The 24,777-nt window shown below is 54.4% G+C and carries 21 protein-coding genes; 17 read left to right on the top strand and 4 right to left on the bottom strand.

Going from position 1 to position 24,777, the window contains the following annotated elements; genetic code table 11:
* The first annotated feature begins 11 nt into the window (after positions 1-11).
* The 3 genes from AINA4_RS06315 to AINA4_RS06305 are packed head-to-tail and all read left to right on the top strand — an operon-like array spanning position 12 to position 3,077.
* Positions 12-1,181: a 5-(carboxyamino)imidazole ribonucleotide synthase gene (locus AINA4_RS06315; protein WP_281786608.1), complete on the top strand. Its 1,170-nt coding sequence runs from the start codon at positions 12-14 to the stop codon at positions 1,179-1,181.
* A 16-nt stretch (positions 1,182-1,197) separates the two neighbouring features.
* Positions 1,198-1,698, top strand: a complete 501-nt coding sequence (gene purE / locus AINA4_RS06310; RefSeq protein ID WP_280798522.1) for a 5-(carboxyamino)imidazole ribonucleotide mutase — start codon at positions 1,198-1,200, stop codon at positions 1,696-1,698.
* On the top strand, positions 1,695-3,077 hold the full coding sequence (locus AINA4_RS06305; RefSeq protein ID WP_281786607.1) for an LCP family protein: 1,383 nt from the start codon (positions 1,695-1,697) through the stop codon (positions 3,075-3,077). The genes purE and AINA4_RS06305 overlap by 4 nt, the downstream gene beginning before the upstream one ends.
* 6 nt (positions 3,078-3,083) lie before the next feature.
* Here the strand turns inward: AINA4_RS06305 and AINA4_RS06300 are convergent, their stop codons facing one another.
* Positions 3,084-4,352, bottom strand: a complete 1,269-nt coding sequence (locus tag AINA4_RS06300) for an O-antigen ligase family protein (RefSeq protein WP_281786606.1) — start codon at positions 4,350-4,352, stop codon at positions 3,084-3,086.
* 10 nt (positions 4,353-4,362) lie between these two features.
* Positions 4,363-5,667 (bottom strand): O-antigen ligase family protein, encoded by a 1,305-nt coding sequence (locus tag AINA4_RS06295; RefSeq protein WP_281786605.1) that lies wholly within the window; start codon positions 5,665-5,667, stop codon positions 4,363-4,365.
* Between the two features lie 123 nt (positions 5,668-5,790).
* Here AINA4_RS06295 and manA point away from each other — a divergent pair, with 123 nt between their 5' ends.
* From manA to AINA4_RS06275, 4 genes are all read left to right on the top strand, one after another.
* Positions 5,791-6,951, top strand: a complete 1,161-nt coding sequence (gene manA, locus AINA4_RS06290; RefSeq protein WP_348773309.1) for a mannose-6-phosphate isomerase, class I — start codon at positions 5,791-5,793, stop codon at positions 6,949-6,951.
* A 145-nt stretch (positions 6,952-7,096) separates the two neighbouring features.
* The gene (locus AINA4_RS06285; RefSeq protein ID WP_096380190.1) at positions 7,097-7,420 is read left to right on the top strand and encodes a WhiB family transcriptional regulator; all 324 of its coding nucleotides are present in this window, start codon (positions 7,097-7,099) and stop codon (positions 7,418-7,420) included.
* 84 nt (positions 7,421-7,504) lie between these two features.
* Positions 7,505-10,402, top strand: coding sequence for a glycosyltransferase (locus AINA4_RS06280; protein ID WP_281786603.1), 2,898 nt, complete (start codon positions 7,505-7,507; stop codon positions 10,400-10,402).
* On the top strand, positions 10,386-11,849 hold the full coding sequence (locus AINA4_RS06275) for a DUF5719 family protein (RefSeq protein WP_281786602.1): 1,464 nt from the start codon (positions 10,386-10,388) through the stop codon (positions 11,847-11,849). Before AINA4_RS06280 ends, AINA4_RS06275 begins: the two co-directional genes overlap by 17 nt.
* 10 nt (positions 11,850-11,859) lie before the next feature.
* Here AINA4_RS06275 and AINA4_RS06270 read toward each other — a convergent pair whose 3' ends face one another.
* Positions 11,860-12,294: a metallopeptidase family protein gene (locus tag AINA4_RS06270; protein WP_281786601.1), complete on the bottom strand. Its 435-nt coding sequence runs from the start codon at positions 12,292-12,294 to the stop codon at positions 11,860-11,862.
* 33 nt (positions 12,295-12,327) lie between these two features.
* On the opposite strand from AINA4_RS06270, the gene AINA4_RS06265 reads away from it, so the two are divergent.
* The 10 genes from AINA4_RS06265 (at position 12,328) to AINA4_RS06220 (ending at position 24,330) form a co-directional block, all read left to right on the top strand.
* Positions 12,328-12,534: a DUF3499 family protein gene (locus AINA4_RS06265; RefSeq protein ID WP_280798530.1), complete on the top strand. Its 207-nt coding sequence runs from the start codon at positions 12,328-12,330 to the stop codon at positions 12,532-12,534.
* A complete protein-coding gene (locus tag AINA4_RS06260; RefSeq protein WP_281786600.1) occupies positions 12,527-13,972 on the top strand; it encodes a phosphomannomutase/phosphoglucomutase in 1,446 nt (481 codons plus the stop codon). The genes AINA4_RS06265 and AINA4_RS06260 overlap by 8 nt, the downstream gene beginning before the upstream one ends.
* 3 nt (positions 13,973-13,975) lie before the next feature.
* A complete protein-coding gene (ahcY, locus tag AINA4_RS06255; protein WP_281786599.1) occupies positions 13,976-15,472 on the top strand; it encodes an adenosylhomocysteinase in 1,497 nt (498 codons plus the stop codon).
* 24 nt (positions 15,473-15,496) lie between these two features.
* On the top strand, positions 15,497-16,183 hold the full coding sequence (mtrA, locus tag AINA4_RS06250) for an MtrAB system response regulator MtrA (RefSeq protein ID WP_096380204.1): 687 nt from the start codon (positions 15,497-15,499) through the stop codon (positions 16,181-16,183).
* Positions 16,184-16,190: 7 nt separating this feature from the next.
* Complete coding sequence (mtrB, locus tag AINA4_RS06245; protein WP_281786598.1) at positions 16,191-17,783, top strand: MtrAB system histidine kinase MtrB; 1,593 nt, start codon at positions 16,191-16,193, stop codon at positions 17,781-17,783.
* The gene (locus AINA4_RS06240) at positions 17,780-19,477 is read left to right on the top strand and encodes a GerMN domain-containing protein (protein WP_281786597.1); all 1,698 of its coding nucleotides are present in this window, start codon (positions 17,780-17,782) and stop codon (positions 19,475-19,477) included. Before mtrB ends, AINA4_RS06240 begins: the two co-directional genes overlap by 4 nt.
* 68 nt (positions 19,478-19,545) lie before the next feature.
* A complete protein-coding gene (locus AINA4_RS06235; RefSeq protein ID WP_281786596.1) occupies positions 19,546-20,262 on the top strand; it encodes a phosphoribosyltransferase family protein in 717 nt (238 codons plus the stop codon).
* Positions 20,263-20,360: 98 nt separating this feature from the next.
* The gene (raiA, locus tag AINA4_RS06230) at positions 20,361-20,807 is read left to right on the top strand and encodes a ribosome-associated translation inhibitor RaiA (RefSeq protein WP_281786595.1); all 447 of its coding nucleotides are present in this window, start codon (positions 20,361-20,363) and stop codon (positions 20,805-20,807) included.
* A 147-nt stretch (positions 20,808-20,954) separates the two neighbouring features.
* Positions 20,955-23,765 carry a preprotein translocase subunit SecA gene (gene secA / locus AINA4_RS06225; protein ID WP_281786594.1) on the top strand — a complete coding sequence of 937 codons (2,811 nt, stop codon included), beginning with the start codon at positions 20,955-20,957 and terminating at the stop codon, positions 23,763-23,765.
* A 49-nt stretch (positions 23,766-23,814) separates the two neighbouring features.
* A complete protein-coding gene (locus AINA4_RS06220) occupies positions 23,815-24,330 on the top strand; it encodes a hypothetical protein (RefSeq protein ID WP_096380218.1) in 516 nt (171 codons plus the stop codon).
* Here the strand turns inward: AINA4_RS06220 and AINA4_RS06215 are convergent.
* Positions 24,327-24,752 (bottom strand): Rv3235 family protein, encoded by a 426-nt coding sequence (locus AINA4_RS06215; RefSeq protein ID WP_281786593.1) that lies wholly within the window; start codon positions 24,750-24,752, stop codon positions 24,327-24,329. The two genes, AINA4_RS06220 and AINA4_RS06215, sit on opposite strands and share 4 nt — an antisense overlap.
* Positions 24,753-24,777: the final 25 nt, after the last annotated feature.

Below are 24,777 nucleotides of genomic sequence, written 5' to 3'. Positions count from 1 at the left end.
CTCCCGGTGTATTGCACTTCACTAACCCGTTCAACCACGCGAAAGATGAGCTGTTGACAACTGTAGTTGGCGTTATAGGCGGCGGCCAATTGGCACGCATGATGGTGCCCCCAGCAATCAATCTTGGACTAGATATCCGGGTGCTCGCTGAGAATGAGGGTTCTTCTGCGCAGATTGCTGCCACGCATGTAGGCGATTACACCGATGTCGATACGGTCGTGTCTTTTGCTACTGACTGCGATGTCATCACCTTCGATCACGAACATGTTCCTGCCCACGTACTTGCCGAGCTGATCTCGCGGGGAATAGCTGTACACCCCGGACCTCACGCACTTCAATTTGCTCAAGACAAACTGCGAATGCGTGAGCGTTTAGCAGAATTAGGCATCCCCGTTCCTGGCTGGATGCGTGCTTCCGAGAAAGCTCATGTGGATGCTTTCCTTCAGGAGTGGGGCGGTAAAGCTGTAGCCAAAACTGCTCGCGGCGGATATGACGGCAAAGGTGTTCGCGTCATTACCTCTGCTGCCGATGTGAGTGATTGGCTAGAGAAACTCGGGCCGGGTGAATCCATCCTGCTCGAAGAGTTGGTCGATTTTCGTCGCGAACTTTCCCAACTGATTGCCCGTCGCCCCAGCGGCGAGATGGCGTTGTGGCCTGTTGTTGAAAGCATCCAAACAGATGGTGTGTGCAGTGAAGTGATCGCCCCGGCGCCGCTTTCCCAGGGCAAGATTGCGAATATGGCTGGCTCAATCGCAAGTCAGATTGCGGCAGAACTGGGTGTCACCGGCGTCATGGCCGTGGAACTGTTTGAGACAACCGACGATCGCATTTTGGTGAACGAACTTGCCATGCGCCCGCACAACTCTGGGCACTGGACACAAGATGGCAGCACCACCAGTCAGTTTGAACAGCACTTGCGTGCTGTCTTGGACCTGCCGTTGGGTGCAACAGGATTGACAGCACCCCACACGGTTATGGTCAACATTCTGGGGGGACCCTCCTCGGGAGATATGCTCGCTCCCTACCCTCGCGCTATGGCAGATCACCCCACCGTCAAAATCCACACCTATGGCAAGGAACCTCGGCCAGGACGCAAAGTTGGCCACGTGAACGCCAGCGGAGATGATTTGCCTGAGGTTGTGTATCAGGCGCGTGGCGCAGCAGGGTTCTTTCAGGTCTGAGCTCTACCCTTGAAAAATGGCCGAAAAGCACGCACTAGTCGCCGTTGTAATGGGTTCTGACTCTGACTGGACAGTCATGAGTTCGGCCGCCAACGTTCTCAACGACTTTGGCATCCCCTTTGAAGTTGAGGTGCTTTCTGCGCACCGCACCCCCGAGAAGATGATTGCCTTCGGTAAGGCGGCAGCTGGTCGCGGTCTCAAAGTGATCATTGCTGGTGCCGGCGGTGCTGCCCACTTGCCTGGCATGCTCGCCAGTGTGACACCACTTCCTGTCGTGGGCGTTCCTGTCCCTCTGGCCAAACTTGATGGCATGGATTCACTGCTGTCTATCGTTCAGATGCCCGCTGGAGTCCCTGTTGCCACGGTGTCTATTGGCGGCGCAACCAATGCGGCACTTCTGGCCGTCAAGATTTTGGCAACCAGTAACCCAGAGCTCCTTAAGGCTGTTGAAGCATATGCTGCAGGCCTCGCTGATCTGGTCGAAGAGAAGAACGCGGCGCTCAAGTCTCAGCTATGAGTCAAACCAGTCCTCTGCGTTATCCCGACACCAGTTCGCAACAGGTGATGACCACGCGTGCGTGGTGGTTAGTCATACTCAATTTCCTGATCCCTGGATCTGTTCAAGCCCTGGCTGGAAATAAGCGTCTGGGAAAGATTGGTCTGGGCGCGACGCTCACGCTGGTTATTTTTGCCGCGCTGGTTCTTGTGTTGGGATTACTCTGGCCAACGGCTGTTTTCTTTATATTCACCTGGGGGCCGACCCTCTTTGTGGGACAGATTGCTCTGTTCTTTTATGCCATTTTGTGGCTGGTACTTACTTTGGACACCCTGCGGCTAATTCGCATCGTCAAAACGGGACCACGTGCCAGGTGGTGGGTTGCCAGTGTGACGGTCGTCATGATGGTTCTCGTTTCAGGCGGCGCTGCATATGCTGCTTCTCTGACCGGAAGCCTCAACAGTGCTCTGGGCAAGATCTTTGTAGCGGGTCCGAGTGTTCCTCCTGTTGATGGTCAATACAACTTCTTGCTACTTGGTGGCGACGCTGGTGAAGACCGTGACGGATTGAGAACAGACACCGCACAAGTTGTCAGCATTAATGCTGAAACAGGGCAAGCAACCATCATCGGTATGCCACGTGATCTTCAAAACGTCCCCTTCAATGAAGACTCACCCATGTATTCGCTCTACCCTGGCGGCTACAGTCAAGAAACTGGCGAATACTGCACCCGCTGGGCATGTTTGAACACGGTCTACGTCGCTGGTGAGCTCAACCACCCTGACCTATATCCCGACGCAGCTGCAAACGGTAGTTCGCCCGGTATTGAAGCCATGCGTGAAGCAGCGGAGGCCATCACTGGTCTAGATATTCAGTACTACGTCCTCATCGATATGCAAGGTTTGCAAAACCTCATTGACTCACTCGGTGGTGTCACTATCACCGTTGAGGAGCGCATCGCTATTGCTGAACCTGGAACACCTGAGGATCAGGTTCCTGAGTGGATTGAAATCGGTGAGCAACACATGGATGGCTACCACGCCATGATGTACATGCGTTCTCGCTGGTCTGGCACCGGTGACTATGACCGTATGAAGCGTCAGCAGCAGGTTCAAGAAGCGTTGCTTCGCCAAATGAACCCCGCCAACGTGTTGGCAAAGTTCCAGGAGATTGCTGCCGCAGGAACGCAGGTTGTGAAAACGGATATTCCACAGTCCATGCTCGGTTACTTCGTTGATCTGGGTTTGAAGACCAAGGAACTTCCGGTGACACACATTGAGCTCACTCCGTATTACGAGCCATTCCCTGTGGACACCGAATACCCTGACTACCCCGGTATCAGAACATACATTGACTCGGTGATTCACCCACCAACGCCAACAGCTACCCCGACTCCTTAGCTGGTTTTACTCGGTACGTCGCCAGCTCAGTTCCGCTGAGCTGCGGGCGACAATCAATACAACAAGGAACCAACCCCACTCAGTGATTGCTGCACTTTCTGCCAGGCCGGATACCAGCAGTGCCGAGAGCACCAGTGGTGCCCAAATATAGAGCTCACTCTTCTTAGACACAGCAAGTGTCCAACTTCGCACAAAAGCAAAGCCAATAAGAATCAGGAATAAGGCCAAGCCAACAATTCCTAGTTGGAGCCAGACGTCCAGGTAAATATTCAAACCTGAATTGTGAATGTCACCACTGCTGGAATTCATCACGGTGAACGGCTGTGTTTTGCGAGGCCATAACCCAACCCAACCCCAGCCTTCTAAGAGTTTCATCTTGGCCAGGCGTAATTCTTCAGACCAGAGCGAGAGGCGATATTGCAGCACGGGGGAGCCACTAAGCCACTCCAGTACTGAGTTCCGGATAGTCCACACCACAAGCATGAACACACCTAGAGCACTGACAGCAGCTATCTCGGTACCCCGGCGCAGGCCAGCTTCCATCTTGCGCAATAGGGAAATAAAACCTGCTAGCAGCACCACAATCAATGCCGTGACAAAACCAACCGGAGATGCCCCCAACACCACACACACTGCAGATCCTGCCAACGACCACAGCGCAAGCTGTCGTGACACAGATTGGGTGCGCCACTCAATAAAAAACGTGATGGCGGCGATGAGCGAAATCATCATGAACGCATTGCGCGAACCAAAGATTCCCTGAATACCCGAACCTGAAATGAGGTTGCCTTTGATCCCTAAGAAAGTGATGGGGCTATCAATGAGCACTCCGGCAATAATTTCCAAAACTAGGGAGGTGGCCAAAAATACTCTCAGCACATCCCCAACTGCACGAATGAGTTGAATCGTGTCACGGGATGCCGAGATTCCTAATGCAAGGGCCGTAAAACTAATCTGAGATGCCAACCCAGTCGCGCTGGCACGCGGATAGTAGGACCAGAACCAGCTGGCGATTGTCCAGGCAAGGAACACAGCCAAGGTGATCGGGACAAACACATTCCACCGCACCACTCGACGGCGTGCAATCAACATGAACGTCAGCAACACAAGCTCAGCTGCAATGAGAGCGGTCAGCCCAGCGGTTCCTAACAGTGCGCGCAGTGCATGCGTGCCGAAGGCTGTTCCGATGAGCATCAGGCTGAGCGCTTGAGCAAAGCGGGCGTGAGAAAAGAAAGCGTATGCCGCCTCAGCCACCGGTGAGTGTGTTTCTTTCACAGTCCAGGCCTTAGCGCAAAGCTTTCGTGATGCGTGTGGGAACCATCACCGTCAGCGACAACGCCACCACTAGTGCCCAACCTGATTGAACAATGAGTTGGCTCTCAGCAAAGCTTTGCGTGAGCAAGGCGGCCGTGATCAATACGGGAACCAGAGAGTTAGCACTGTAGGGGCGTTCTTCAACCAAATCCCAGCGGGGGCGGTCTACGGCAATAAACCAGGACCGCCACAGCAGTCCAATCATGGCAAACGCCAGAGCAATCACACCGATATAGCCAACCTGCAGCCACACGTCTAACCACGTGTTGTGTGCTTGCAGGTAGTGAACTCCGTTGTGCACGGCCAAGTTGTTGAAGGGTTCAAGCCAGGGAACCCAGGGGCTAAGCCAACCCCAACCAAAGATGGGTCGTTGCTGAGCTAGCTCGGCCACCGCTGCCCAGGTGTCACTGCGGCCGGTGAGATCTTCACTCTTGCCCAGCAGGTTCAGAAGGAATCCTTGGGCGAAGGTGATGAAGACCGCAGCGAAGAATACTAATCCTGCGGCAGTGAAATACAAGGGGCGACGTTTACTTTGCGGAACGGCTCGTGCCCACAGCGCAAACACAGCGACAACCATCACCACAACGAGTGCAATGAGGTCCGTTGCTGATCGGGTGAATGCGATTGTGAACAGGGAGAGCCCAACCCAGATGAAACCCCAGCTTCGCCACACAGTCTTGTCTGCCAATTGGACAAAGAAGATGATGAGAGCGATAACTGCAATGAAACCGAGCTGGTTACGGTTTCCCACTATCCCTTGGATGGGACCACCTTCAAACAGCAGGTTCCGGCTCCATTGGTATACAGCAGGGATTTTTCCTTCGCTGGTATCTACCCACACCGGATAAATCGCGTGACCGACAAAAACGGCAACCCACAGTTCAAAGACCAGTGAAAGTCCAAGTATCCAACGCAGGGTTGTTCCCAGGGCACGCACAAAATCACCCCACGGCAGGGTCAGGGCAATACCCACACCAGCAATCGTGACCTCAACAAAGGGCCACAACGTAAGCGCAGTGTTGGGTGGCGAATACGCCCACAGCAGGGATGCCACCGCCCACAACGAGAAGAATGCAAGCCAGAAGGGGATGCTTCTCCAGTGAATAAGGTGACGAGCACGGAAGATGACCACGATATAAATCAGCGTCAAAACGACGCTGAGGCCCATGAAGATATCCCAACCAACCAGGTTGCGAATAGCTTCCCCGGCAAAGAGCATGAACAGCGCAACGACGGCAAGGCCAGTCTTAGCTTTTCTATATTCTTTGGCGGGCATGTATCAAGGCTAGACGAAGTAACGAACGGATGCGCAGTGCTGTTCTAGGCAGGGCCTCGCTTTGAGAATTGTCAGGAAGTCTCCAGCTCGAAATTCGGGACAGAAACTAGGCTCACTTATGTGATGATTCGAGTCGATAACACTCCACGCGACTATGCCTGGGGCTCGTTGACCGATATTGCTGAGCTCAGGGGAGTAGAGCCCACCGGAAAGCCAGAAGCAGAATTGTGGCTGGGCACACATCCAGGCTCACCCACCCAGATTCTTGACGTGGCACAGGCCGATGGTGCAGGCACCATTGTAGATTTTCTTACCCAAAGAGGTGATGCACCGCTGCCATACCTGCTGAAGATACTGGCTGCAGCACACCCTCTGTCTATTCAGGCACACCCTTCACCAGAACAGGCACGTGAGGGATATGCCCGCGAAAACGCGGCAGGAATTGCCCTGGATTCCCCGGTACGAAACTACAAAGACGACGCCCACAAACCAGAGTTGATCTTTGCCTTGAGCGAGAGATTTGAAGCTCTGTGTGGGTTCAGACCAATAAGTGACACCGTTGCTGAGCTGGAGCGTCTCGCTGTAGCGAATGCGCAGGCTTGTTCTCCCACTTCGGCACTGACGGAGTTTTCTCAGCAGCTACTTGATCGTGGTGATCGAGCACTTGCCTGGGCTGTTGAGTGGGCATTGAGCGGGGAGAAAGCACGGGCCCTGGTGTCCGAAATTTCTACCGCCGGTGCACTTACCAAACACGAGCTGCTCATCGAGCTTGCACGTGACTACCCCGGAGACCCCGGCATCGTGGTTGCTCTGCTACTTAATCGTGTGACACTGTGCCGAGGCCAAGCACTGTATTTGCCCGCTGGAAATATGCACGCCTACATTCGAGGCCTGGGTATCGAGATCATGGCTGCCAGTGACAATGTCCTTCGTGGAGGTCTCACCTCAAAGCATGTTGATGTTCCGGAGTTGCTCTCTGTCGTCAAGACTGATGTGCTTCCTGTGCCCTTGCTTGAAGCAGTTCAGGTGAGCCCTGGTGTTGACATCTTTGAACCAGATGTTCCTGATTTTTCTCTGGCACACGTCCATCTCGAAGGCGACATCTCGCAGACGAAAGCCATTGTGTTACGCCGTCACGCAATTGTTACGTGCACCTCAGGAAAGCTCATCATCACCGGACATGAGTCCGATATTGAATTGTCTCAAGGGCAACATGCCTTTATTTCTGCGGAAGAACAGGCAATTACGGTCCGTGGCGTCGGCGAACTCTTCATCGCGCTTTAGGGGATATCCCCCGATTTGTGCGCAAACTCTCCAGCGCGTCTTCAAAGTTTCAATATCTGGACTTGACGTATACGAATGACAACGGTGTAATTACATAGACACGCCATGGTGGCGTGCGGAAGAGACACCGGGGTGGGAGTTCTTTATGGCACCGGAATATCGCGCAAGCGTTCCAGAGAATTGGTTTGTTGATCCAGTTCGTTTGGGAGTTCCAGGAACCCCTTCTTCTCGCAACATCGACCTCGATGACAACCCTCTCGCGTGGCAGGCTGACGCACTGTGTGCACAGACTGACCCAGAATCTTTCTTCCCTGAAAAGGGTGGTTCGACCAGAGATGCAAAGAAGATTTGCACCTCGTGCGAAGTTCGCAGTGAATGCCTCGAATATGCGCTGTCTAACGATGAGCGATTTGGCATTTGGGGCGGGCTGAGTGAGCGTGAGCGTCGCAAGCTGCGTCGCCGCGCATAACGCGTTCGAAGAAGTAGTTCTTTCCAAGCCACGCCCACCCATTTGGGTGGGTTTTTGGCATCCCCTGCCTAGGCTGTGGGGAGGATGAAAACGAGAGTTACAGCGGTAATCGTGGCGCGCCAAGGAGGCGAGCATCTTGCGCGAACCCTTGATGCACTCTCGAAGCAAACTCGTCAGCCAGATGTCATTCTTGCGGTGGATAATTCCCCCAAACAAAATGCGTCAGCACAGTTTCAAGCCTTCGGGGTGAGCCAAGTTCTTGTCGGCAAAGGCCGATTGAGTTTTGGTGAGGCACTTGATGTTGCTGCCCGAGCTTTTCCAGCGGTGACCGGCCCAGATGATCTGCTGTGGTTCTTAGCTCAAGACAGTGCTCCAGAGCCCACCGCACTGTCTGAACTGATTGGTGCTCTCGAAGTAGCCCCTTCGGTGGCAGTGGTGGGACCCAAACAAATGGATTGGGAACGTCCTGACTACATCCGTGAATACGGATTGACGTTGGCTCAAGGTGGCCGAACTATCTCCCTCGTTACCGATGAACTCGACCAGGCACAACACGACCAGATGAGCGATGTCATGGGTGTTGGCGGCAACGGCATGCTCGTTCGCCAGCAAGTCTGGAGTGAACTGGGCGGATTCGATCACCAGCTTCGCGTTGTCGATGACGCCCTCGATTTCTGTGTTCGCGCTCGTCTTGCAGGCCACCGCGTCTCTGTCGTCCCCACCGCACGCGTGCTCAACGCCGGAGATGGCGTTATTGGTGCTGTGGGAACAGACAGCTACCGCGCTCGTAAAAAGCGTGCACGTCAGTACCGCTCTGCAGAGCTTTATCGTCGCCTGGTTTACTCCGGTTCTGGAATGTTGATGTGGCACTGGCTGGCGTTGATGCCGGCTGCTGTCATTCGCTCCCTCGGTCAACTTTTGGCGAAGCGTCCTGGTGCTGTTTCCGGCGAATTCCGTGCCGCTCTCTTTGCTGCATTCTCGGGAGGAGCCGTCGGTCGGGCACGCAAGAACATCAAGCGCATCCGCCAAGCTCCCTGGTCTGCACTGGCCCCCTTGCGGATTTCCCGCGCTGATGTTCGTCGCCGGGAATCTCTTGCGCGTGAGGCAATCCAGATTCGCATGCACGGAGAAAAGAAGCCACTGCATTTCTTCTCTGGTGGTGGAGCATGGGTCACCCTCATCCTCACGATTGTGTCCATTGGTGCGTTCTCCACCTTGGTGGGCGCTAACGCTATTTCAGGTGGTGCTCTGCTTCCCTTGGGTGCTCAGGTCTCAGATCTGTGGGCACAAACACTGTGGGGTTGGCGCGAGGGCGCATTTAGTATCGTCGGTCCAGCTGACGGCTTCTCGGTTGTAGTTGCCCTGCTGGGTACTCTCACCTTTTGGCAGCCTTCGTTCTCGTTAGTGCTGCTGTGGTTCTTAGCCATGCCCCTGGCAGGTCTCGGTGCTTGGCTTCTTGCCGCAAGACTCACACAGCGGGCAGGCATTCGCGCTTTTATCGCTGTCGGTTATGGGCTGAGCCCCGCACTTTTGGGAGCACTTCATGATGGCCGCCCTGCCGCCGTGATGACGCACATTCTGCTGCCCTTCCTCTTTTTTGCAGGTATTCGTGCCGCCCGCTCGTGGTCTGCTTCTGCGACAACGGCACTGTTGTTTGCCGCAGTGGTGGCATGCTCACCGTCCTTGACTCCAGCCCTGCTGGTGGTTTGGATTGGGACACTGCTCTTGACTGGTAGGTATGTGCCTCGGTTCTTGGCCATCCCCATTCCCGCAGCTGCGTTAGTTGCACCCATCGTGGTGATTCAAGTTTTTGGTCTCAATCTCTTTGGGCTTGCCGCGGATCCTGAACCAGCTGCAGCCAGCGCTGTTGCGCCCCACTGGCAGCTCGCTCTCGGCTTCCCCACCGAAGGCCTTGGAGGCTGGTTGCAAGCTGCCAGTTTCCTTCCTTGGGCTAATCCGGTTGCCAGCGTCTGGGTCGCCATCTTGGTGGGTGTCCTTGTCGCGTTGGCTTTCGTGGGACTGTTCTCGCAGTACCCCATCCGGGCGCAGCTTGCTGTTGCTGTGATGGTGCTAGGTATTGTCACCGCAGTATTCGCCTCAGGCTTGCAGGTGTCTTTCAACGGGTCCGTAGCGGTCAATGTGTGGCCAGGTAGTGGTTTGAGCCTGGCGTGGCTGGGATTGATTGTGGCAGCAGGTACTGGCGCCTCTATTCTTCGGCGCTTCTCCTACTTCCCTGCCCTGGCCGGTATCGCTGCCGTGTCCCTTTTGGCTCTGCCCGCGTTGGCTGCATCGAGCCTGGGTAACTCTCGAGTTGCCCCCAGCAACGGACAAACACTTCCTGCTTATGTTGTTGCCCAAGCAGCCATATCTCCTCAGGTGGGAACTCTCGTCCTCACGCCACAACCTGACGGCGGTCTGGGCTCGGTGTTGGTGCACGGGACCGGCATGACCTTGGAAGCTACTTCCACCTTTGTCACCACCGGAGCTGGTTTTGCTGCCCAAGAGAAGCTTCTTGCCGAGACCGTGAGCAACCTCGCATCGGTCAGCGGCAATGATTCAGCCAAAGAACTCTCTGCGCTGGGTGTGGGCTTTGTTGTTCTCACTGATCCTCTTGCCGAACTAGGGGAACAGCCAACACCACAGTCTCAAGCAATGTCTGCTCGAGTGAAAGCAACCTTGGATGCCAATGCGGGTATCGAGATTGTGGGAAATACTGATGCAGGTTTGCTCTGGCGCTACCCCGGTTATTCCCCCGACGCAGTTGCTCCTCTTCAATCGGTTCTCCCGGTTGAACCGTGGCGCATCATCATCGGTTCCGTTCAGGGCCTCATTATTCTCCTGACGCTCCTGCTCGCCATTCCCACCGGAAGCGTCATGCTCGATGCACGCCCCAAGCGCTATCTGCCCGGCTTGATTGAAAGCGAAGAGGAACTTGCCTCGATAGACCCGTTGGCAGGTGATCAAGATGACGAACAAAACTAAACTCGTCCGCGCTGGTGTAACCGGTGTCACCGGAATTGTGAGTGCTGGGGCTGTTGCTCTGGGAATTGTTGCCCTCGTGACGTTGCCGATTCCAGGCTTTGTGGGAACACCGCCAGCGTTAAGCATTGCTCCTGTTCCTGCTGTGCAACAAAGAGTGTGTCCTGGTCCTCTCGTTGACGTTCTCTCGCAAGGAACCGCAGACATTACGTTCACTTCAAATGGTCAGCCCGAATATGCACAAGCCTCGAGTGAAGACAATTTTGAAAATTCCTGGCTGAACGCACCAGATAACCAAAGCGGTGTTGTCTATGGTGCACCACAGGTTATATCTGTGCCGCCTGCCGCTAGCGCAGAGCAGGCGCCTCTGCTTGCCGGAAACCAGGAACAACTCCTGGCAACCGAATCTCTTTCTGGTTTAGCTGCTGCAGCGTGTACAGAGCCAGCTAATGATTTGTGGCTTGTGGGAGGTTCGACGGAGGTTGGTCGCACAACGCTGGTGATGCTGGCTAACCCCACAGATGTCACAGCCACCGTCACTCTGGAAGTCTTTACCGAGAATGGTTATGTCGAGGCGGCCAACTCTGACGGAATCATTGTTGAACCTGGTGAGCAACGTATCGTCTCGCTGGCAGGATATGCCCCCGATGTGTATTCACCAGTTGTGCGGGTGATGAGTAATGGAGGCCAGGTCCTCGCCACCTTGCAGCAATCGGTTACACGCACCCTCGTTCCTTCCGGTGTTGAATGGGTTGTTCCCGGAGCTGGACTTGCAACACAGCAAATCATCACTGGAGTGTTTGTCACCGGTCAGGCTGATCACGAACGATCAGAGATCGGTGACGTGATCAGCGACCTTGATCCGGGTATTCGTGTTGTTGCTCCTGGTGACAAAGACAGCAAAGTCACGGTCACTCTGCTTTCTAGCACAGGAGAAAAGACCGAATACTCAGCACAGCTCAAGGCAAAGAAGGCAGTGCAACTGCCTCTAACCGGTATTGCCGATGGCACCTACACCGTGATTGTCACCAGTGAGCAGCCCATCGCAGCTGGTGTTCGAACAGTCCAGGATTCCCTCACGGATGCCACTGCTGCCCCAGGCACCCCCATTACTGGCGGTGACTTCGCGTGGATGAGTTCCAGTTCTTTCCTCACTGATGAAATCTTGATTCCTATCCCACAAGGAACTGCTCCGACGGTGACCTTCTACAACCCAGGACGCGACACAGCTGAGGTCACCCTGTCTGCTCAAGGTCAAAAAGACATCGTGCTGAGCGTGAAAAAAGGTCAGATGGTGACAACACCTTTGATGGCAGCCACCAACTACACCGTGACCGGCGCCACAGGCTTGCTGGGTGGACTCAGCTTCAGTGGTCCTGGCCTTGGTTCAGCCATCGCATTGAACCCAGCTAACGTGCTCGGTTCTCCCATCACGGTTTATCCGCGTTAAACCGATCTGCTTAGGGGCGTAAGCGTTCTGGGCCTAAATCCCAGGGGTCTTTGCCCAACAACTCGGCCACGGCCCGAAAGACAACACTTTCGACCATCATCTGGCGGTGGAGTGGATCGTCTTTGTGCAGTTTGCTCATGCGTTGAATCGGCACACGATAGAGCACTATCCGTCGGCGCTCGTGATCAACCTTCCAGCGTTCCACCACACCGTTAACGGATACACGAGGGGGTGTGGGTGCTACATCGAAATGAACGTCGGCTAATTCTTCAGCCCACATGCTGCGCAAATAATCAACCGTGTGTGCCACGGTCATCATGAATGTTTCATACCGCCCCCGCAACTGTGGCAGGTGGGGGCCCGTCACCGGGCCGCGCATTCCGCGGCCATGACGGTCACGACTAAGTCCCCTGTTGGGCACTGACGTCGCGAACGGGCTATCCATGCGCCCATGTTAGCTCTTCGATAGCCTGAACGCATGGAACGTCTGTGTACGAAGGGTCGCTGCAAGCAGCCAGCAGAGTTTTCACTCACCTATGACTACGAAGACAAACTGGCCGTCTTGGGACCACTCTCGCCCCACCCAGAGTCCCTCGCGCATGATTTATGCCGTAAACATGCAGTGGGCTTTGTCCCGCCTCAAGGGTGGCAGCAACTGCGTCACATAGACTTAACCAATGACTAAAAACGCAGTGGAGAGCCTCCGTTCTATCGTGAAGGCCTATGACGTTCGAGGCCTTGTGGGGGAGCAGCTCACCGAAGAAATGGTGGAAGCACTCGCTGCCGGTTTTGTTGATGAGATTGACGGTGCAGGGGCAGATATTGTTGTTGGTCACGACATGCGTGACTCGTCTCCCGGTTTTGCTCAGGCTTTCGCTCGTGGTGCCCAGGCCCGTGGTGCCAATGTTGTGAACCTTGGTTTGTGCTCTACAGATGAGACTTATTTTGCCTCTGGTTCGTGGAATGCTCCAGCTGCGATGTTTACGGCCAGCCACAACCCAGCTGCTTATAACGGTATTAAGTTCTCGCGGGCGGGTGCTCAAGGTATCAGCCTTGATACTGGCTTGGCTGCCATTCGCGATCGGGCCTGTGACTACCTCGAAAACGGAATTCCAAACGTTGAAACTTTAGGAACCTATCGCGAAGTTGATGTCCTGGCGGAATACGCCGGATACCTGCGTTCCCTCGTTGATCTTTCAGGTATTCGCCCCATCCGTGTAGTTGTTGACGCAGGTAACGGAATGGGCGGAATGACTGTTCCTGCCGTGTTGGGTACTGCAGCAGGTTTATCTGCTTTGCCTATCGAGATCATTCCGATGTATTTCGAACTGGATGGGAACTTCCCTAACCACGAAGCCAACCCGCTCGAGCCTAAGAACTTGGTTGACTTGCAGAATGCAGTTGTTGAGCATGGTGCAGATCTAGGTCTCGCATTTGATGGAGATGCAGACCGGTGCTTCGTCGTGGATGAAAAGGGTACCCCTGTCACTCCTTCTGCGGTTTCTGCCATCGTTGCATTGCGTGAGATTGCACGAGCTAAAGCTGCAACACCCAATGAAGAAATCTTTGTCATTCACAATCTCATCTCCTCGAACATTGTGAAAGAAACCATTATTGGTGCTGGAGCAACCCCAGTTCGCACCCGAGTTGGCCACTCTTTGATCAAGGATCAAATGGCAGCTACTGGTGCTGTCTTCGGCGGTGAACACTCGGCTCACTACTACTTCAGTAACTTCTGGGGTGCAGACAACGGCATGCTTGCAGCAATGCATGTGCTGGCAGAGTTTGGCCACCAGGATAAGCCCCTGTCCGAGTTTGCAGCGAAGTTCATGCCTTATGCCATCAGCGGTGAAATTAACTCCACCGTGAGCGACGTGGCAGAGGCAACAGAGCGCGTTCGCACGGCGTTTGCAGCACGTGGCACCGAAGACTCCTTGGATGGCATGACCATCACCGGTACCACTGCCGAAGGTGAACCGTTTTGGTGGTTCTCTGTGCGTCCCTCCAACACGGAGCCCTTATTGCGCTTGAACGTTGAGGCAGGGGATGAGGCAACCATGGTTGCGATCCGTGATGAAGTTCTTGCGCTGATTCGCGCCCAGCATTCCACGCCTAAACTGTAAGGCATGAGCTCATCAATTTCTTCTGCCATTTCTGCTGCTATGAATCTTGAATTCAAAGTCGCAGACATCTCCCTTGCTGAAGCTGGACGTCACCAGATTCGTCTGGCAGAAAATGAGATGCCCGGTTTGATGGCACTGCGTGAAGAGTTTGGGCCCACCCAGCCCCTCAAGGGTGCTCGCATTGCAGGAAGCCTGCACATGACCGTGCAGACAGCTGTGTTGATTGAAACGCTGGTGTCCTTGGGTGCACAGGTTCGTTGGGCTAGCTGCAACATTTTCTCCACCCAGGATGAAGCCGCTGCAGCAATTGCTGTAGGCCCCACCGGAACCTCCCAATCTCCAGCAGGTGTTCCTGTGTTTGCCTGGAAGGGCGAGACCCTCGAGGAATACTGGTGGTGCACCGAGCGCATCTTTGACTGGTCGGCAGAAGCTCAGGCCGCGGGAGAATCTTGGATTGGCCCGAACCTCATCCTGGATGACGGCGGGGATGCAACCCTTCTCGTTCACAAAGGTCGCCAATTCGAATTAGCAGGGGCAGTCCCCGCAACCACCTCCCAGGACAGCGCAGAATACGCCGTCATTCTTGATCTCCTCCGTAAGACACTGAGCGAAACTCCAACCAGGTGGCAAACCACTGCAGCTGAGATTATTGGCGTCACTGAAGAAACCACTACCGGTGTTCACCGTCTCTATGAACTCTTCGCACAGCAAGAACTTCTGTTCCCCGCCATCAACGTCAACGACTCGGTCACCAAGAGCAAGTTTGATAACAAGTACGGCATCCGCCACTCATTGCCTGACGGTTTGAACCGTGCCACCGATGTTCTCATCGGCGGCAAGGTTGCCTTCGTTGCTGGCTATGGAGATGTGGGCAAGGGATCTGCTGAAGCGTTACGCGGACAGGGCGCTCGCGTGATTGTCAGCGAGATTGACCCCATTTGTGCCCTGCAGGCAGCCATGGATGGCTACCAGGTGGACACGTTGGAGAATGTGGTGGACCAGGTCGATATCTTCGTCACCACCACCGGAAACAAAGATGTCATTCGGCTTGAACACTTGCTTGAGATGAAGCACCAAGCCATTGTGGCCAATGTTGGTCACTTCGATAACGAAATCGACATGGTTGCCCTGGAAAATCTTCCGGGGGCCGAGAAGGTCGAAATCAAACCTCAGGTGCACGAATGGCGCATGCCTTCCGGGCGAAGCATTCTTGTTCTGTCTGAAGGTCGATTGATGAATCTTGGCAATGCCACAGGCCACCCTTCCTTCGTCATGAGCAACTCGTTTGCGAACCAGGTGTTGGCGCAGATGGAACTTTATGTTCGCCGCGAAAACTATCCCGTGGGCGTTTTTGTTTTGCCCAAGCATCTGGATGAGAAGGTGGCACGACTGCACTTGGACGCACTCGGGGTCAAGCTGACTTCCCTCACACCAGAGCAGGCTGCCTATATTGGTGTGCCCGTTGAGGGTCCCTACAAAGTTGACCATTACCGCTACTAAGCAACGAAGACTAGGCTCTAACCCATGAGTGCACGCATTCTGGTAGTCGATGACGACGCCGCACTAGCTGAAATGGTCGGCATCGTGTTAGAAGGTGAAGGTTTCACGCCCACCTTCTGTGCTGATGGTGCCGAAGCGCTCGCCGCTTTCCGGGAAAGCAAGCCTGACCTCGTGCTACTGGATTTGATGCTTCCAGGGTTTGACGGGATTGAAGTCTGCGGTCAGATCCGTCAAGAATCGGGAATTCCCATCATCATGCTCACTGCCAAGGGTGACGCTACGGACGTGGTTGCTGGTTTAGAAGCCGGTGCAGATGACTATATGGTCAAGCCGTTCAACCCGGGTGAACTAGTGGCACGTATTCGCACTCGTCTGCGCTCCATGGCGCCTGCAGCTGCCACAGCGCAGACCCTGCGTATTGGTGATCTCACCATTGATGTCGATGGTCACGAGGTCAAGCGTGAGGGCAAAGCAATCAACCTCACGCCATTGGAGTTTGATCTGCTCGTTGCCCTAGCGTCCAAGCCCCAGCAGGTTTTCACTCGCGAGATGCTCTTAGAAAAAGTGTGGGGATACCAATACAAGGCAGACACGCGTTTGGTGAATGTGCACGTGCAGCGCCTGCGCAGCAAAGTGGAATTTGATGCAGATAACCCCACCATCGTCACGACCGTGCGTGGCATTGGTTACCGTGCCGGAGCTGTGATCTAACGGTGCGATGAAGGTTCGACGTTTCGACTTCTTTGGACTGCCTTCGCGAGTAGCGCGATTGTGGCGACGTTCACTGCAGCTTCGAACCGTGGTGGTTTCAATGGCACTCTCGGGACTTGCCATTGTGCTGGTGGGACTGTACATGTCCTTCTCCATCAGTAATGACCTTTTTGCTTCCCGACTTGACCAGGTGCTTTCAGAGTCTCAGCGTGCACAAGTTGCAGCTCAACGCATCTTTGACTCAGCTGATGCAACCGATCAGGCCTCGATGCAATCAGTTATGAATGCGGCCAGAACCGCCATCCGTGATGCATCATCGAGTGGTTTGGTGGCGGTTTATCGAGTTCCCGACCAAGAACCTAACCCTCTGGCTCCGCAGAACTTTTCCAGTACGGAACTCACCGGTGGTGTGATCAGTCAGGAACTGCAGGAGAAAGTGATCTCCAACGCGGACCAACAGTTTTGGCAGTCTGTCGAATTAACTGTGGCGGGAACGAAAGTTCCCGGCGTTGTCGTTGGCTCACAGCTCGATATTCCTGGTGCTGGGCTCTATGAACTCTTTATCGGCTACGACTTTGCCCAGTCTGAACAAACCCTTCAATTCATCCAGCAGGTTCTGTGGTTTTCTGGACTAGGTCTGTTGATCATGGTCGGTGCTATCGCCTGGGTGGTCTCGCGCATGGTGGTTACACCCTTGCAAAACGCTGCTGAGACTAGTCAGAGACTTGCTGCCGGTGATTTGGAAGTGCGTATTCCTGTTCAGGGTGAAGATGTTGTTGCCACACTGGCAACTTCCTTCAATGACATGGCCAGCAGCATGCAACGTCAGCTCACAGAGCTCGCTGACCTATCGGTTATGCAACAGCGGTTCGTTTCTGATGTTTCTCACGAACTTCGCACCCCGCTGACCACCATCAAACTTGCTGGCGATGTTCTCTTCCAAGAGCGAGAGAACTTTGACGATAAAACTCGGCGCAGTACTGAACTTCTCAATGCGCAGGTAAACCGCTTCGAAAAGCTGCTTTCGGACCTGCTCGAAATTAGCCGTTACGACGCAGGAAGTGTCAACCTCGAGCCAGAACCCACCAACGTTGCAGGTCTTGTTCAAGATGTGGTGGGAACCATGACCACCCTGGCGGAGCAGCACGGCTGCGACCTGTCGCTGATGGCACCCGGAGGTCACTTCGATGCCGACATTGATCCTCGTCGTGTTCGTCGCATCCTGATGAACCTCATTGGTAATGCCATTGAGCATGGTGAGAGCAAACCTATTGAAGTTGCCGTGGACAGCAATGCCACCGCGGTTGCAATTAGCGTGCGCGATCACGGTGTGGGTATGACCACCGAGCAGTTAGAGAATGTGTTCAGCCGATTCTGGCGCGCAGATCCGTCCCGCCAGCGAACACTCGGTGGAACAGGTCTCGGGTTAGCTATCTCGCTCGAAGATACCCGCATTCACAATGGTCAACTGGATGTGTGGGCAGCCCCTGGCGAGGGTGCAATCTTCCGCCTAACGCTGCCTCGAGATGTAGATGTCCCCATTGCGGTCTCGCCACTGCCTTTGAACCCTGATGAACGCCACGACGGGGAGGAGCAATGATGTCTTCCTCGCTCAAGCGTTCATTAGCGGCGCTGTTGTCGTTGTTGTGTGTTGTTGTACTCGCTGCCTGTTCGGGCATTCCCCGCTCGAGTGGAGTCAATCAGGGCTCTGCCGTGGTTCCTGTCGAAAACGACGCCATCGAATTCCTTCCAGCAGGTCCCATCCAGAACGGCAGCATTGAGCAAATTCTGCGCGGATTCATTGAGGCATCCTCGTCACCAGTGAGTGATTATGCGATTGCTCGACAATTCCTTACCCCGGAGTTTGCATCAGCCTGGGATGCCACCACCGCGGTGAATGTTGACTCAGGGCTGCGCACCGTTTCACAAACCGGAGAAAACACAGGTCGACTGGTCTTCGCCCTGACAGCACAAGTTGGTGCTCAAGGTAACTACGCCGAAATCAATCCTGCTGTTCCCACCACCTTTGAGTACACATTCCAACAGGTTGATGGTCAATGGCGTATTAGTGCAGCTCCCAACGGAGTGGTCATTGACCGTTTCACTTTTGACCAGGTGTATCAATCACACCCGCTCTACTTCTTCGACTCCACCAACACCATGCTGGTGCCAGATGTGCGATTCTTCCCTGCCGGTGCTTCGGCCAGCACGCGCATCACGAAAGCTCTGCTTGCGGGGCCCTCACAGTGGTTAGCGGCCAATGGTGCCGTGCAGACTTCCTTTCCTGAAGGAACGGCCCTCGTTGCCGACACAGTTCCGGTCACACGCGGCGTGGCCAAGGTTGATTTGAATGCTGCTGCATTGTCAGCGGATCCTGCGGTGATTCGCCGGATGAAGCAGCAAACCTTAGCAAGCCTGCAATCAGTTGCCACCATCAACTCGGTTGATCTACTTGTTGATGGAGCGGTGTTGAATAACTCCATCAGTGACTCTGCCAGTGATGTCATGCCACCACCTATTGATTCACGTCCTTTGGTTTTGACTTCCAAAGCCTTCGGGTATTGGGATGGCACAAAGATTGACACCTATGGTGCTTTCGCGAACGTCATGATTCAGAGCCAACCCAGCGCCATTTCCATTGGCACAATGACAAACATTTCGGCCACGCTAACTTCCCAAGGTGTTTCCCTCGTTCGCAACGGAACTGCTCAACTCGTGGATTCACGCTCCGGCTTGATTGCCCCCACCGTTGATAACTTTGGTTACGTCTGGTCTGTTCCTGCCGATCAACCCAGCAAACTGCAAGCCATCAGTACTGATGGAAAGATTCAACAGGTCGACACTTCCTGGGCATCTGCAGACCGAATTCTGTCTTTAGCGCTTTCCCATGACGGAACTCAGGTTGTTGCCCTACTGGAGACCAATGGCAGTTATCAACTAGTTGCTAGCGCCCTAGTCAGGGGTGAAAGATCAATACCTGTGGCCTTAGGTCCACTCTTTACACAAACCCTCTCAGATGGGACTCCTGTCAGCGTGGCTTGGGTGGATGCCACCACCATTGCGACTGTCACCATCAACTCTGCCGGGCTGGGACTGGTTCGGGCCCAAGAAATTGGTGGACAGAGTAAAGAGCTCAGCTCCATCACTGAAGGGACTCCACAATCCATGGCAGGAGCCAACACAATTTCTGGTCTACGCGTTCTCACCTCGAGCGGAATACTGCTCTCACTGCGTGGTGGAACGCAGTGGCAAACCGCTGTGAGTGGTGTCACTACCCTCGCTGTTCAGCAGTAGCCTCAACTTATCCACCGGCCAGTGTCCGGGACACAGTGGTGTATCGCTAGAAGCTCATACTCCAAGGTATGAGCAGTGGAACAATCCGTGAATGGGTAGCTAACGCGTGCAGAGAGGCACTCTCGTTAGTTCTGCCGGTAAGTTGCGCGGGATGCGGTGAACTCGATTACAACCTCTGTCCTGCGTGCCAAGCTGTGCTAGTTCCAGAGCTTCAATACCGTGAACTGTTCGACCCAGTTTCGGAGACCCGGCTTCCGCTGTGGTATTCCTTGGAGCTCACGGAAGTGTCCAGTTCTGTGCTGCATGAATTCAAAGAGCAAGGCAGAACCTCTGTGGCTAAACACTTAGCCAGGCCTTACGTGTCAGCACTGCAGGCTGCGTATGCAGATGGCAGAGCTGAAAGCTCAAGCACTGCTGCGCACATCACCTGGGTGGTTCCGCCCAGCAGCAGGGCAAACTTCAGGCAACGTGGGTATGTCCCCATCACGGTCTTGACGCAAGCAGCTGGTGTGAGAGCTCAGCGTTTGCTGGTGAACACTCGACGACGCGTCGATCAATCCGTGTTGGGCAGGATAGAGCGCTTCGAGAATATGCGCGGCTCATTTCGGGCAGTAAAGAACCTTAACGGACGCTCCGTCATCATCCTGGATGACGTTCTGACCACAGGGGCAACCCTGCTGGAATGTGCCCGGGCACTGCGTGCCGAGGGCGCCAACGTCATTGGTGCAGCTGTGCTGGCTTACACGCCAAAAAACTTTCAGGACACTCGCAGAAAAATTGCGTGACATTTTTATGCAAACAGGACTACATTTTCAACAACATCGATTGGCGTGAAAGGACTCGCCCAAAAGTTGGGCGTAAACGCCAACTACGGGAGGTCATCATGGAACTGAACTTCATCGCCCGCCACACCGAAATCACCGACCGATTCCGTAACTACGTCACCGAGAAGGTCGACAAGATTGAGAAGCTGGCAGATCGCCCCCTCGAACTCGATGTGACCGTCAGTAAACATCACGGCGGTAAAGGCCTGGTAGGTGGTGATCATGTGGAACTCACCCTCGTAGAAGCCGGACCAGTCGTCCGTGCCGAGTCCGACGGCGAAGACAAATATGCCGCCTTTGATCTGGCCATGGGCCGCATGATGGAACAGCTGCGCCGTGCCAGGGATAAGAAGAAGGTCCACCACAACGGCCACCAGAAGCCACTGTCGATTCATGAAGCGAGTGCTGACGCCTTTGCCCAGGTCGATCTCGTCCCCGCAACCCCAGAAGATATTGAGCGAATAGCCAAAGAAGTGCAGGCAACTAAACCTTCTGCAGCTGCTTAACAGCTGATTCTTGCCCCGCCTCCAGCATCTGTACAGGCGGGGCAAGCTCATTCCCGGTAGCATTGAGGGCGGTCTGCACTTCACGTGTGACCGCCCTTATGCGCATGTCTTTTATATGCAGTGTGCACCAGTATTTGGAGAGTTTCAGTGGCAAACATTCTTGACAAGGTCCTTCGCGTTGGTGAAGGCCGAACCCTACGCAAACTAGAAAACCTTGCGAAGGCCGTCAACGAACTCGAAGAGGGATTCATCAACCTCACCGATGAAGAGCTTCGTGCCGAAACCACAGATTTCCGCAAGCGTTACATCGAGGGTGAATCTCTCGACCACATGCTCCCTGAAGCCTTTGCTGCTGTTCGTGAAGCAGCGCGACGCACCATCGGTCTGCGCCACTTCGACGTTCAGCTCATGGGTGGTGCTGCACTGCACATGGGCAATATTGCTGAAATGAAGACCGGTGAAGGTAAGACACTGGTTGCCACCCTTCCTGCCTACCTCAACGCGATTGCGGGTCGCGGTGTTCACGTTGTTACCGTGAACGACTACTTAGCCAGCTACCAGTCTGAACTCATGGGTCGCGTATTCCGCGCCCTGGGCATGACCACCGGTGTGATTACCGCTGGTCAGCAGCCTGCTGTTCGTCGTGAACAGTACCTGTGCGACATTACCTATGGCACCAACAACGAGTTTGGTTTTGATTACCTGCGCGACAACATGGCCTGGAGTGCTGCTGACAAGGTTCAGCGCGGACATTTCTTTGCCATCGTCGATGAGGTGGACTCCATCCTCATTGATGAGGCTCGTACCCCACTGATTATTTCTGGACCTGCCTCTGGTGAAGCCAACCGCTGGTTCACCGAGTTTGCCAAGATTGCCACCACACTCGAGCCCGGTGTTGACTACGAAGTTGACGAAAAGAAGCGCACCGTTGGTGTTCTTGAGCCAGGTATTGAAAAGGTTGAGGACTACCTCGGTATTGACAACCTCTACGAGTCTGCAAACACCCCGCTGATTTCGTTCTTGAACAACTCCATCAAGGCGGTTGCCCTGTTCAAGCGGGACAAAGACTATGTCGTCATGAACGGTGAGGTTCTCATCGTAGATGAACACACTGGTCGTATCCTTGCTGGTCGCCGTTACAACGAAGGTATCCACCAGGCCATCGAAGCCAAGGAAGGCGTCGAGGTCAAGGCAGAAAACCAGACCTTGGCTACAGTGACCTTGCAGAACTACTTCCGTATGTACGAGAAGATCTCAGGTATGACCGGTACGGCTGAAACTGAAGCCGGCGAATTCATGAGCACCTACAAGATTGGTGTGGTTCCTATCCCCACCAACAAGCCCATGCAGCGCATTGACCAGCCTGACCTCGTTTACAAGAACGAAGTCATCAAGTTCGAGCAGGTTGCTAACGACATTGCTGAACGCCACGCCAAGGGCCAGCCTGTCCTCGTGGGAACCACCTCAGTTGAGAAGAGCGAATACCTCTCTAAGCTTCTAGCCAAGAAGGGCATTCGTCACGAGGTCCTCAACGCCAAGAACCACGCTCGTGAAGCAGCTATCGTTGCTCAAGCTGGTCGTTTGGGTGCTGTCACCGTGGCCACCAACATGGCTGGTCGTGGTACCGACATCATGCTCGGTGGTAACGCTGAGCATCTCACTGTTTCTGAACTGGCATCTCAGGGACTGAACCCCCTAGAAACCCCAGAAGAATACGAAGCCGCCTGGGAAGCAGCCTTCTCCAAGGTCAAGGCCCGTGTTCAGGAAGAAGCTGACAAGGTTGTTGCCGTTGGTGGCCTCTACGTTCTTGGAACCGAACGCCACGAATCTCGTCGTATCGACAACCAGCTTCGTGGACGTTCTGGCCGTCAGGGTGACCCCGGTGAAAGCCGCTTCTACCTCTCCCTAACCGATGACCTTATGCGGATGTTCAACTCGGGTGCTGCAGAAGCCATCATGACCCGAAGCAACATCCCCGATGACACTGCTATCGAGTCCTCGATTGTGAGCCGTGCTATTCGCTCTGCTCAGTCTCAGGTTGAAGCGCGTAATGCTGAAATGCGGAAGAACGTTCTCAAATACGATGACGTTCTTAACCGTCAGCGTGAAGCTATTTATGCCGACCGAGCTCACATCCTCGAAGGTGACGATCTGCAAGAACGTGTTCACAAGTTCCTCGAGGATGTCGTCGATGAAGTTCTTGCTGCCCACACCAGCGAAGGCAACGGTGACGACTGGGACTTCGACGCTCTCTGGGCTGAGCTGAAGACCATTTACCCTGTTTCCATCACGATTGATGAAGTAATCCAGGAAGCTGGAAACAAGGGTCGTGTGAACAAGGAGTTCATGCGTCGCGAAATCCAGTCAGATGCTCTCCTTGCATACAAGCGCCGTGAAGAATCTCTCGGCTCAACCGCGATGCGTGAATTAGAGCGCCGTGTCGTTCTATCTGTCGTGGACCGCCGCTGGCGTGACCACCTCTACGAGATGGACTACCTCAAGGACGGTATTGGTCTTCGCGCCATGGCTCAACGTGACCCATTGGTCGAGTACCAGCGTGAAGGCTTTGCCCTTTACCAGGGCATGATGGCGTCCATCAAGGCTGAATCTGTTGGCTTCTTGTTCAATCTCGAAGTTCAGGTCAACGTCGCTGAGGGCAATCCGGAGCACCCCAGCATTGCCGCTAAGGGTCTTGGCCAGTCTGAAGACGCCAACGCGCAATTGAGCTACACCGCACCGTCAGAAGACGGCCAGGTGGAGGTTCGTGACGAGCGTGGACGTGTTGAGCAGGCTGAGACCGCTCGTGCCCAACAGGCAGCCGATAATGGACGTCAGATTGTTCCCGAGAACAACCGCCCCACCGGACCCACCGTGGGAACACGTGGTGCCTTTGGTCAGCAGACTGGTGGAGCGCCTGCGGGTAACCGGGCTGAGCGCCGCAAGAAGAAGAAAAAGTAACTCCTTTTTCTTTTTCTTGAGCTACTAACTCCAGGGCTAAGCTTCTGCCATGGAGAATGATTGGCTGTTGCTTCTGTGGTTGTCACCACTGATAGTCGTGATGATCATTTTCGATCTCAAAGCTCGCAATTATGGCAAGAAGGTTCTCCACCTTCCCAAACGTGAATATGTCAGTCTTCTCTGGCTGGCCATTTTTGACCCTGTTTTTGAAGTGCTCTTTATTGGAATCGTGCTCTGGGATGACCTCACCAAAGACCCGCTTCACTGGGCTGCTGGAGGAATCGGTGTTGTTTGTGGCTACATCTTTGCTCGCTATCGAACACGAATTATGTGGGTTCGCCCACTCCCAGAGAAAAAAGCTGTGGTCGTGCGAAACAGCGGAGCCGAGTACCTGGCCTTAGTTTTCCTTGTTGTCGTAAAAACGGTGTCGGAGAACAGCACCTTTTCCAACTATGCGGTGAGCCTCTTGATCACGGCTGGCCTGTTGTTGATCGTGAGCGAATCAGCATTTCGGGTTGGCATGCTCTTTGTTCGATACAACAAAGAAAAACCCGTTCTGGTTTAGAGAACGTGGATTGCGGTCGCACGCCACCTTCCATCAATACCTTCGAGCCTGATCGCTATTGAACGTGTGCGGGCTTTGCCGTGAACAATCACAACCGATTCCACAACACCATCGGTGGGGTTGGTTATGATGGTGCGACCTAAGCCAAAGGTAGGGCGCACTGCGGGCATTTTCTTGACGGCCCGCGCTCGGCGGGAAATATGGACGCGTTTGAGGAGGGTGCGATACACCTCATCGCTCACCCAGCGAGCTATCTGGTCAAGCTCTCGGCACCCAGCGAGAATTTCCATGACGGAGCGAGCAAGGTTCTCCACCATCGGTTGCGGGTCGGGCAGTGCAGACGTAGCGGTCGGCTGGTACCCAAAGTAGTCATCCTGGTCGAAGAGGGAACTGCGTGTGTTGAGAGCTTGTGCTGTTGTCATGAAAACACTGTGACATAGCAAATAG

Origin of the sequence: Aurantimicrobium sp. INA4, from assembly GCF_027924525.1 — a bacterium.
Lineage (GTDB): Bacteria > Actinomycetota > Actinomycetes > Actinomycetales > Microbacteriaceae > Aurantimicrobium.
This window is presented reverse-complemented; position numbering and strand designations above follow the sequence as displayed.

Coding starts and splice junctions, on each gene's coding strand:
- AINA4_RS06285 (WP_096380190.1), top strand. CDS start 7,097: ATGGCACCGGAATATCGCGCAAGCGTTCCAGAGAATTGGTTTGTTGAT.
- AINA4_RS06275 (WP_281786602.1), top strand. CDS start 10,386: ATGACGAACAAAACTAAACTCGTCCGCGCTGGTGTAACCGGTGTCACC.
- AINA4_RS06295 (WP_281786605.1), bottom strand. CDS start 5,667: ATGCCCGCCAAAGAATATAGAAAAGCTAAGACTGGCCTTGCCGTCGTT.
- mtrB (WP_281786598.1), top strand. CDS start 16,191: ATGAAGGTTCGACGTTTCGACTTCTTTGGACTGCCTTCGCGAGTAGCG.
- purE (WP_280798522.1), top strand. CDS start 1,198: ATGGCCGAAAAGCACGCACTAGTCGCCGTTGTAATGGGTTCTGACTCT.
- AINA4_RS06270 (WP_281786601.1), bottom strand. CDS start 12,294: ATGGATAGCCCGTTCGCGACGTCAGTGCCCAACAGGGGACTTAGTCGT.
- AINA4_RS06260 (WP_281786600.1), top strand. CDS start 12,527: ATGACTAAAAACGCAGTGGAGAGCCTCCGTTCTATCGTGAAGGCCTAT.
- AINA4_RS06215 (WP_281786593.1), bottom strand. CDS start 24,752: ATGACAACAGCACAAGCTCTCAACACACGCAGTTCCCTCTTCGACCAG.
- AINA4_RS06235 (WP_281786596.1), top strand. CDS start 19,546: ATGAGCAGTGGAACAATCCGTGAATGGGTAGCTAACGCGTGCAGAGAG.
- manA (WP_348773309.1), top strand. CDS start 5,791: ATGATTCGAGTCGATAACACTCCACGCGACTATGCCTGGGGCTCGTTG.
- AINA4_RS06265 (WP_280798530.1), top strand. CDS start 12,328: ATGGAACGTCTGTGTACGAAGGGTCGCTGCAAGCAGCCAGCAGAGTTT.
- AINA4_RS06240 (WP_281786597.1), top strand. CDS start 17,780: ATGATGTCTTCCTCGCTCAAGCGTTCATTAGCGGCGCTGTTGTCGTTG.
- AINA4_RS06220 (WP_096380218.1), top strand. CDS start 23,815: ATGGAGAATGATTGGCTGTTGCTTCTGTGGTTGTCACCACTGATAGTC.
- ahcY (WP_281786599.1), top strand. CDS start 13,976: ATGAGCTCATCAATTTCTTCTGCCATTTCTGCTGCTATGAATCTTGAA.
- mtrA (WP_096380204.1), top strand. CDS start 15,497: ATGAGTGCACGCATTCTGGTAGTCGATGACGACGCCGCACTAGCTGAA.
- AINA4_RS06280 (WP_281786603.1), top strand. CDS start 7,505: ATGAAAACGAGAGTTACAGCGGTAATCGTGGCGCGCCAAGGAGGCGAG.
- raiA (WP_281786595.1), top strand. CDS start 20,361: ATGGAACTGAACTTCATCGCCCGCCACACCGAAATCACCGACCGATTC.
- AINA4_RS06305 (WP_281786607.1), top strand. CDS start 1,695: ATGAGTCAAACCAGTCCTCTGCGTTATCCCGACACCAGTTCGCAACAG.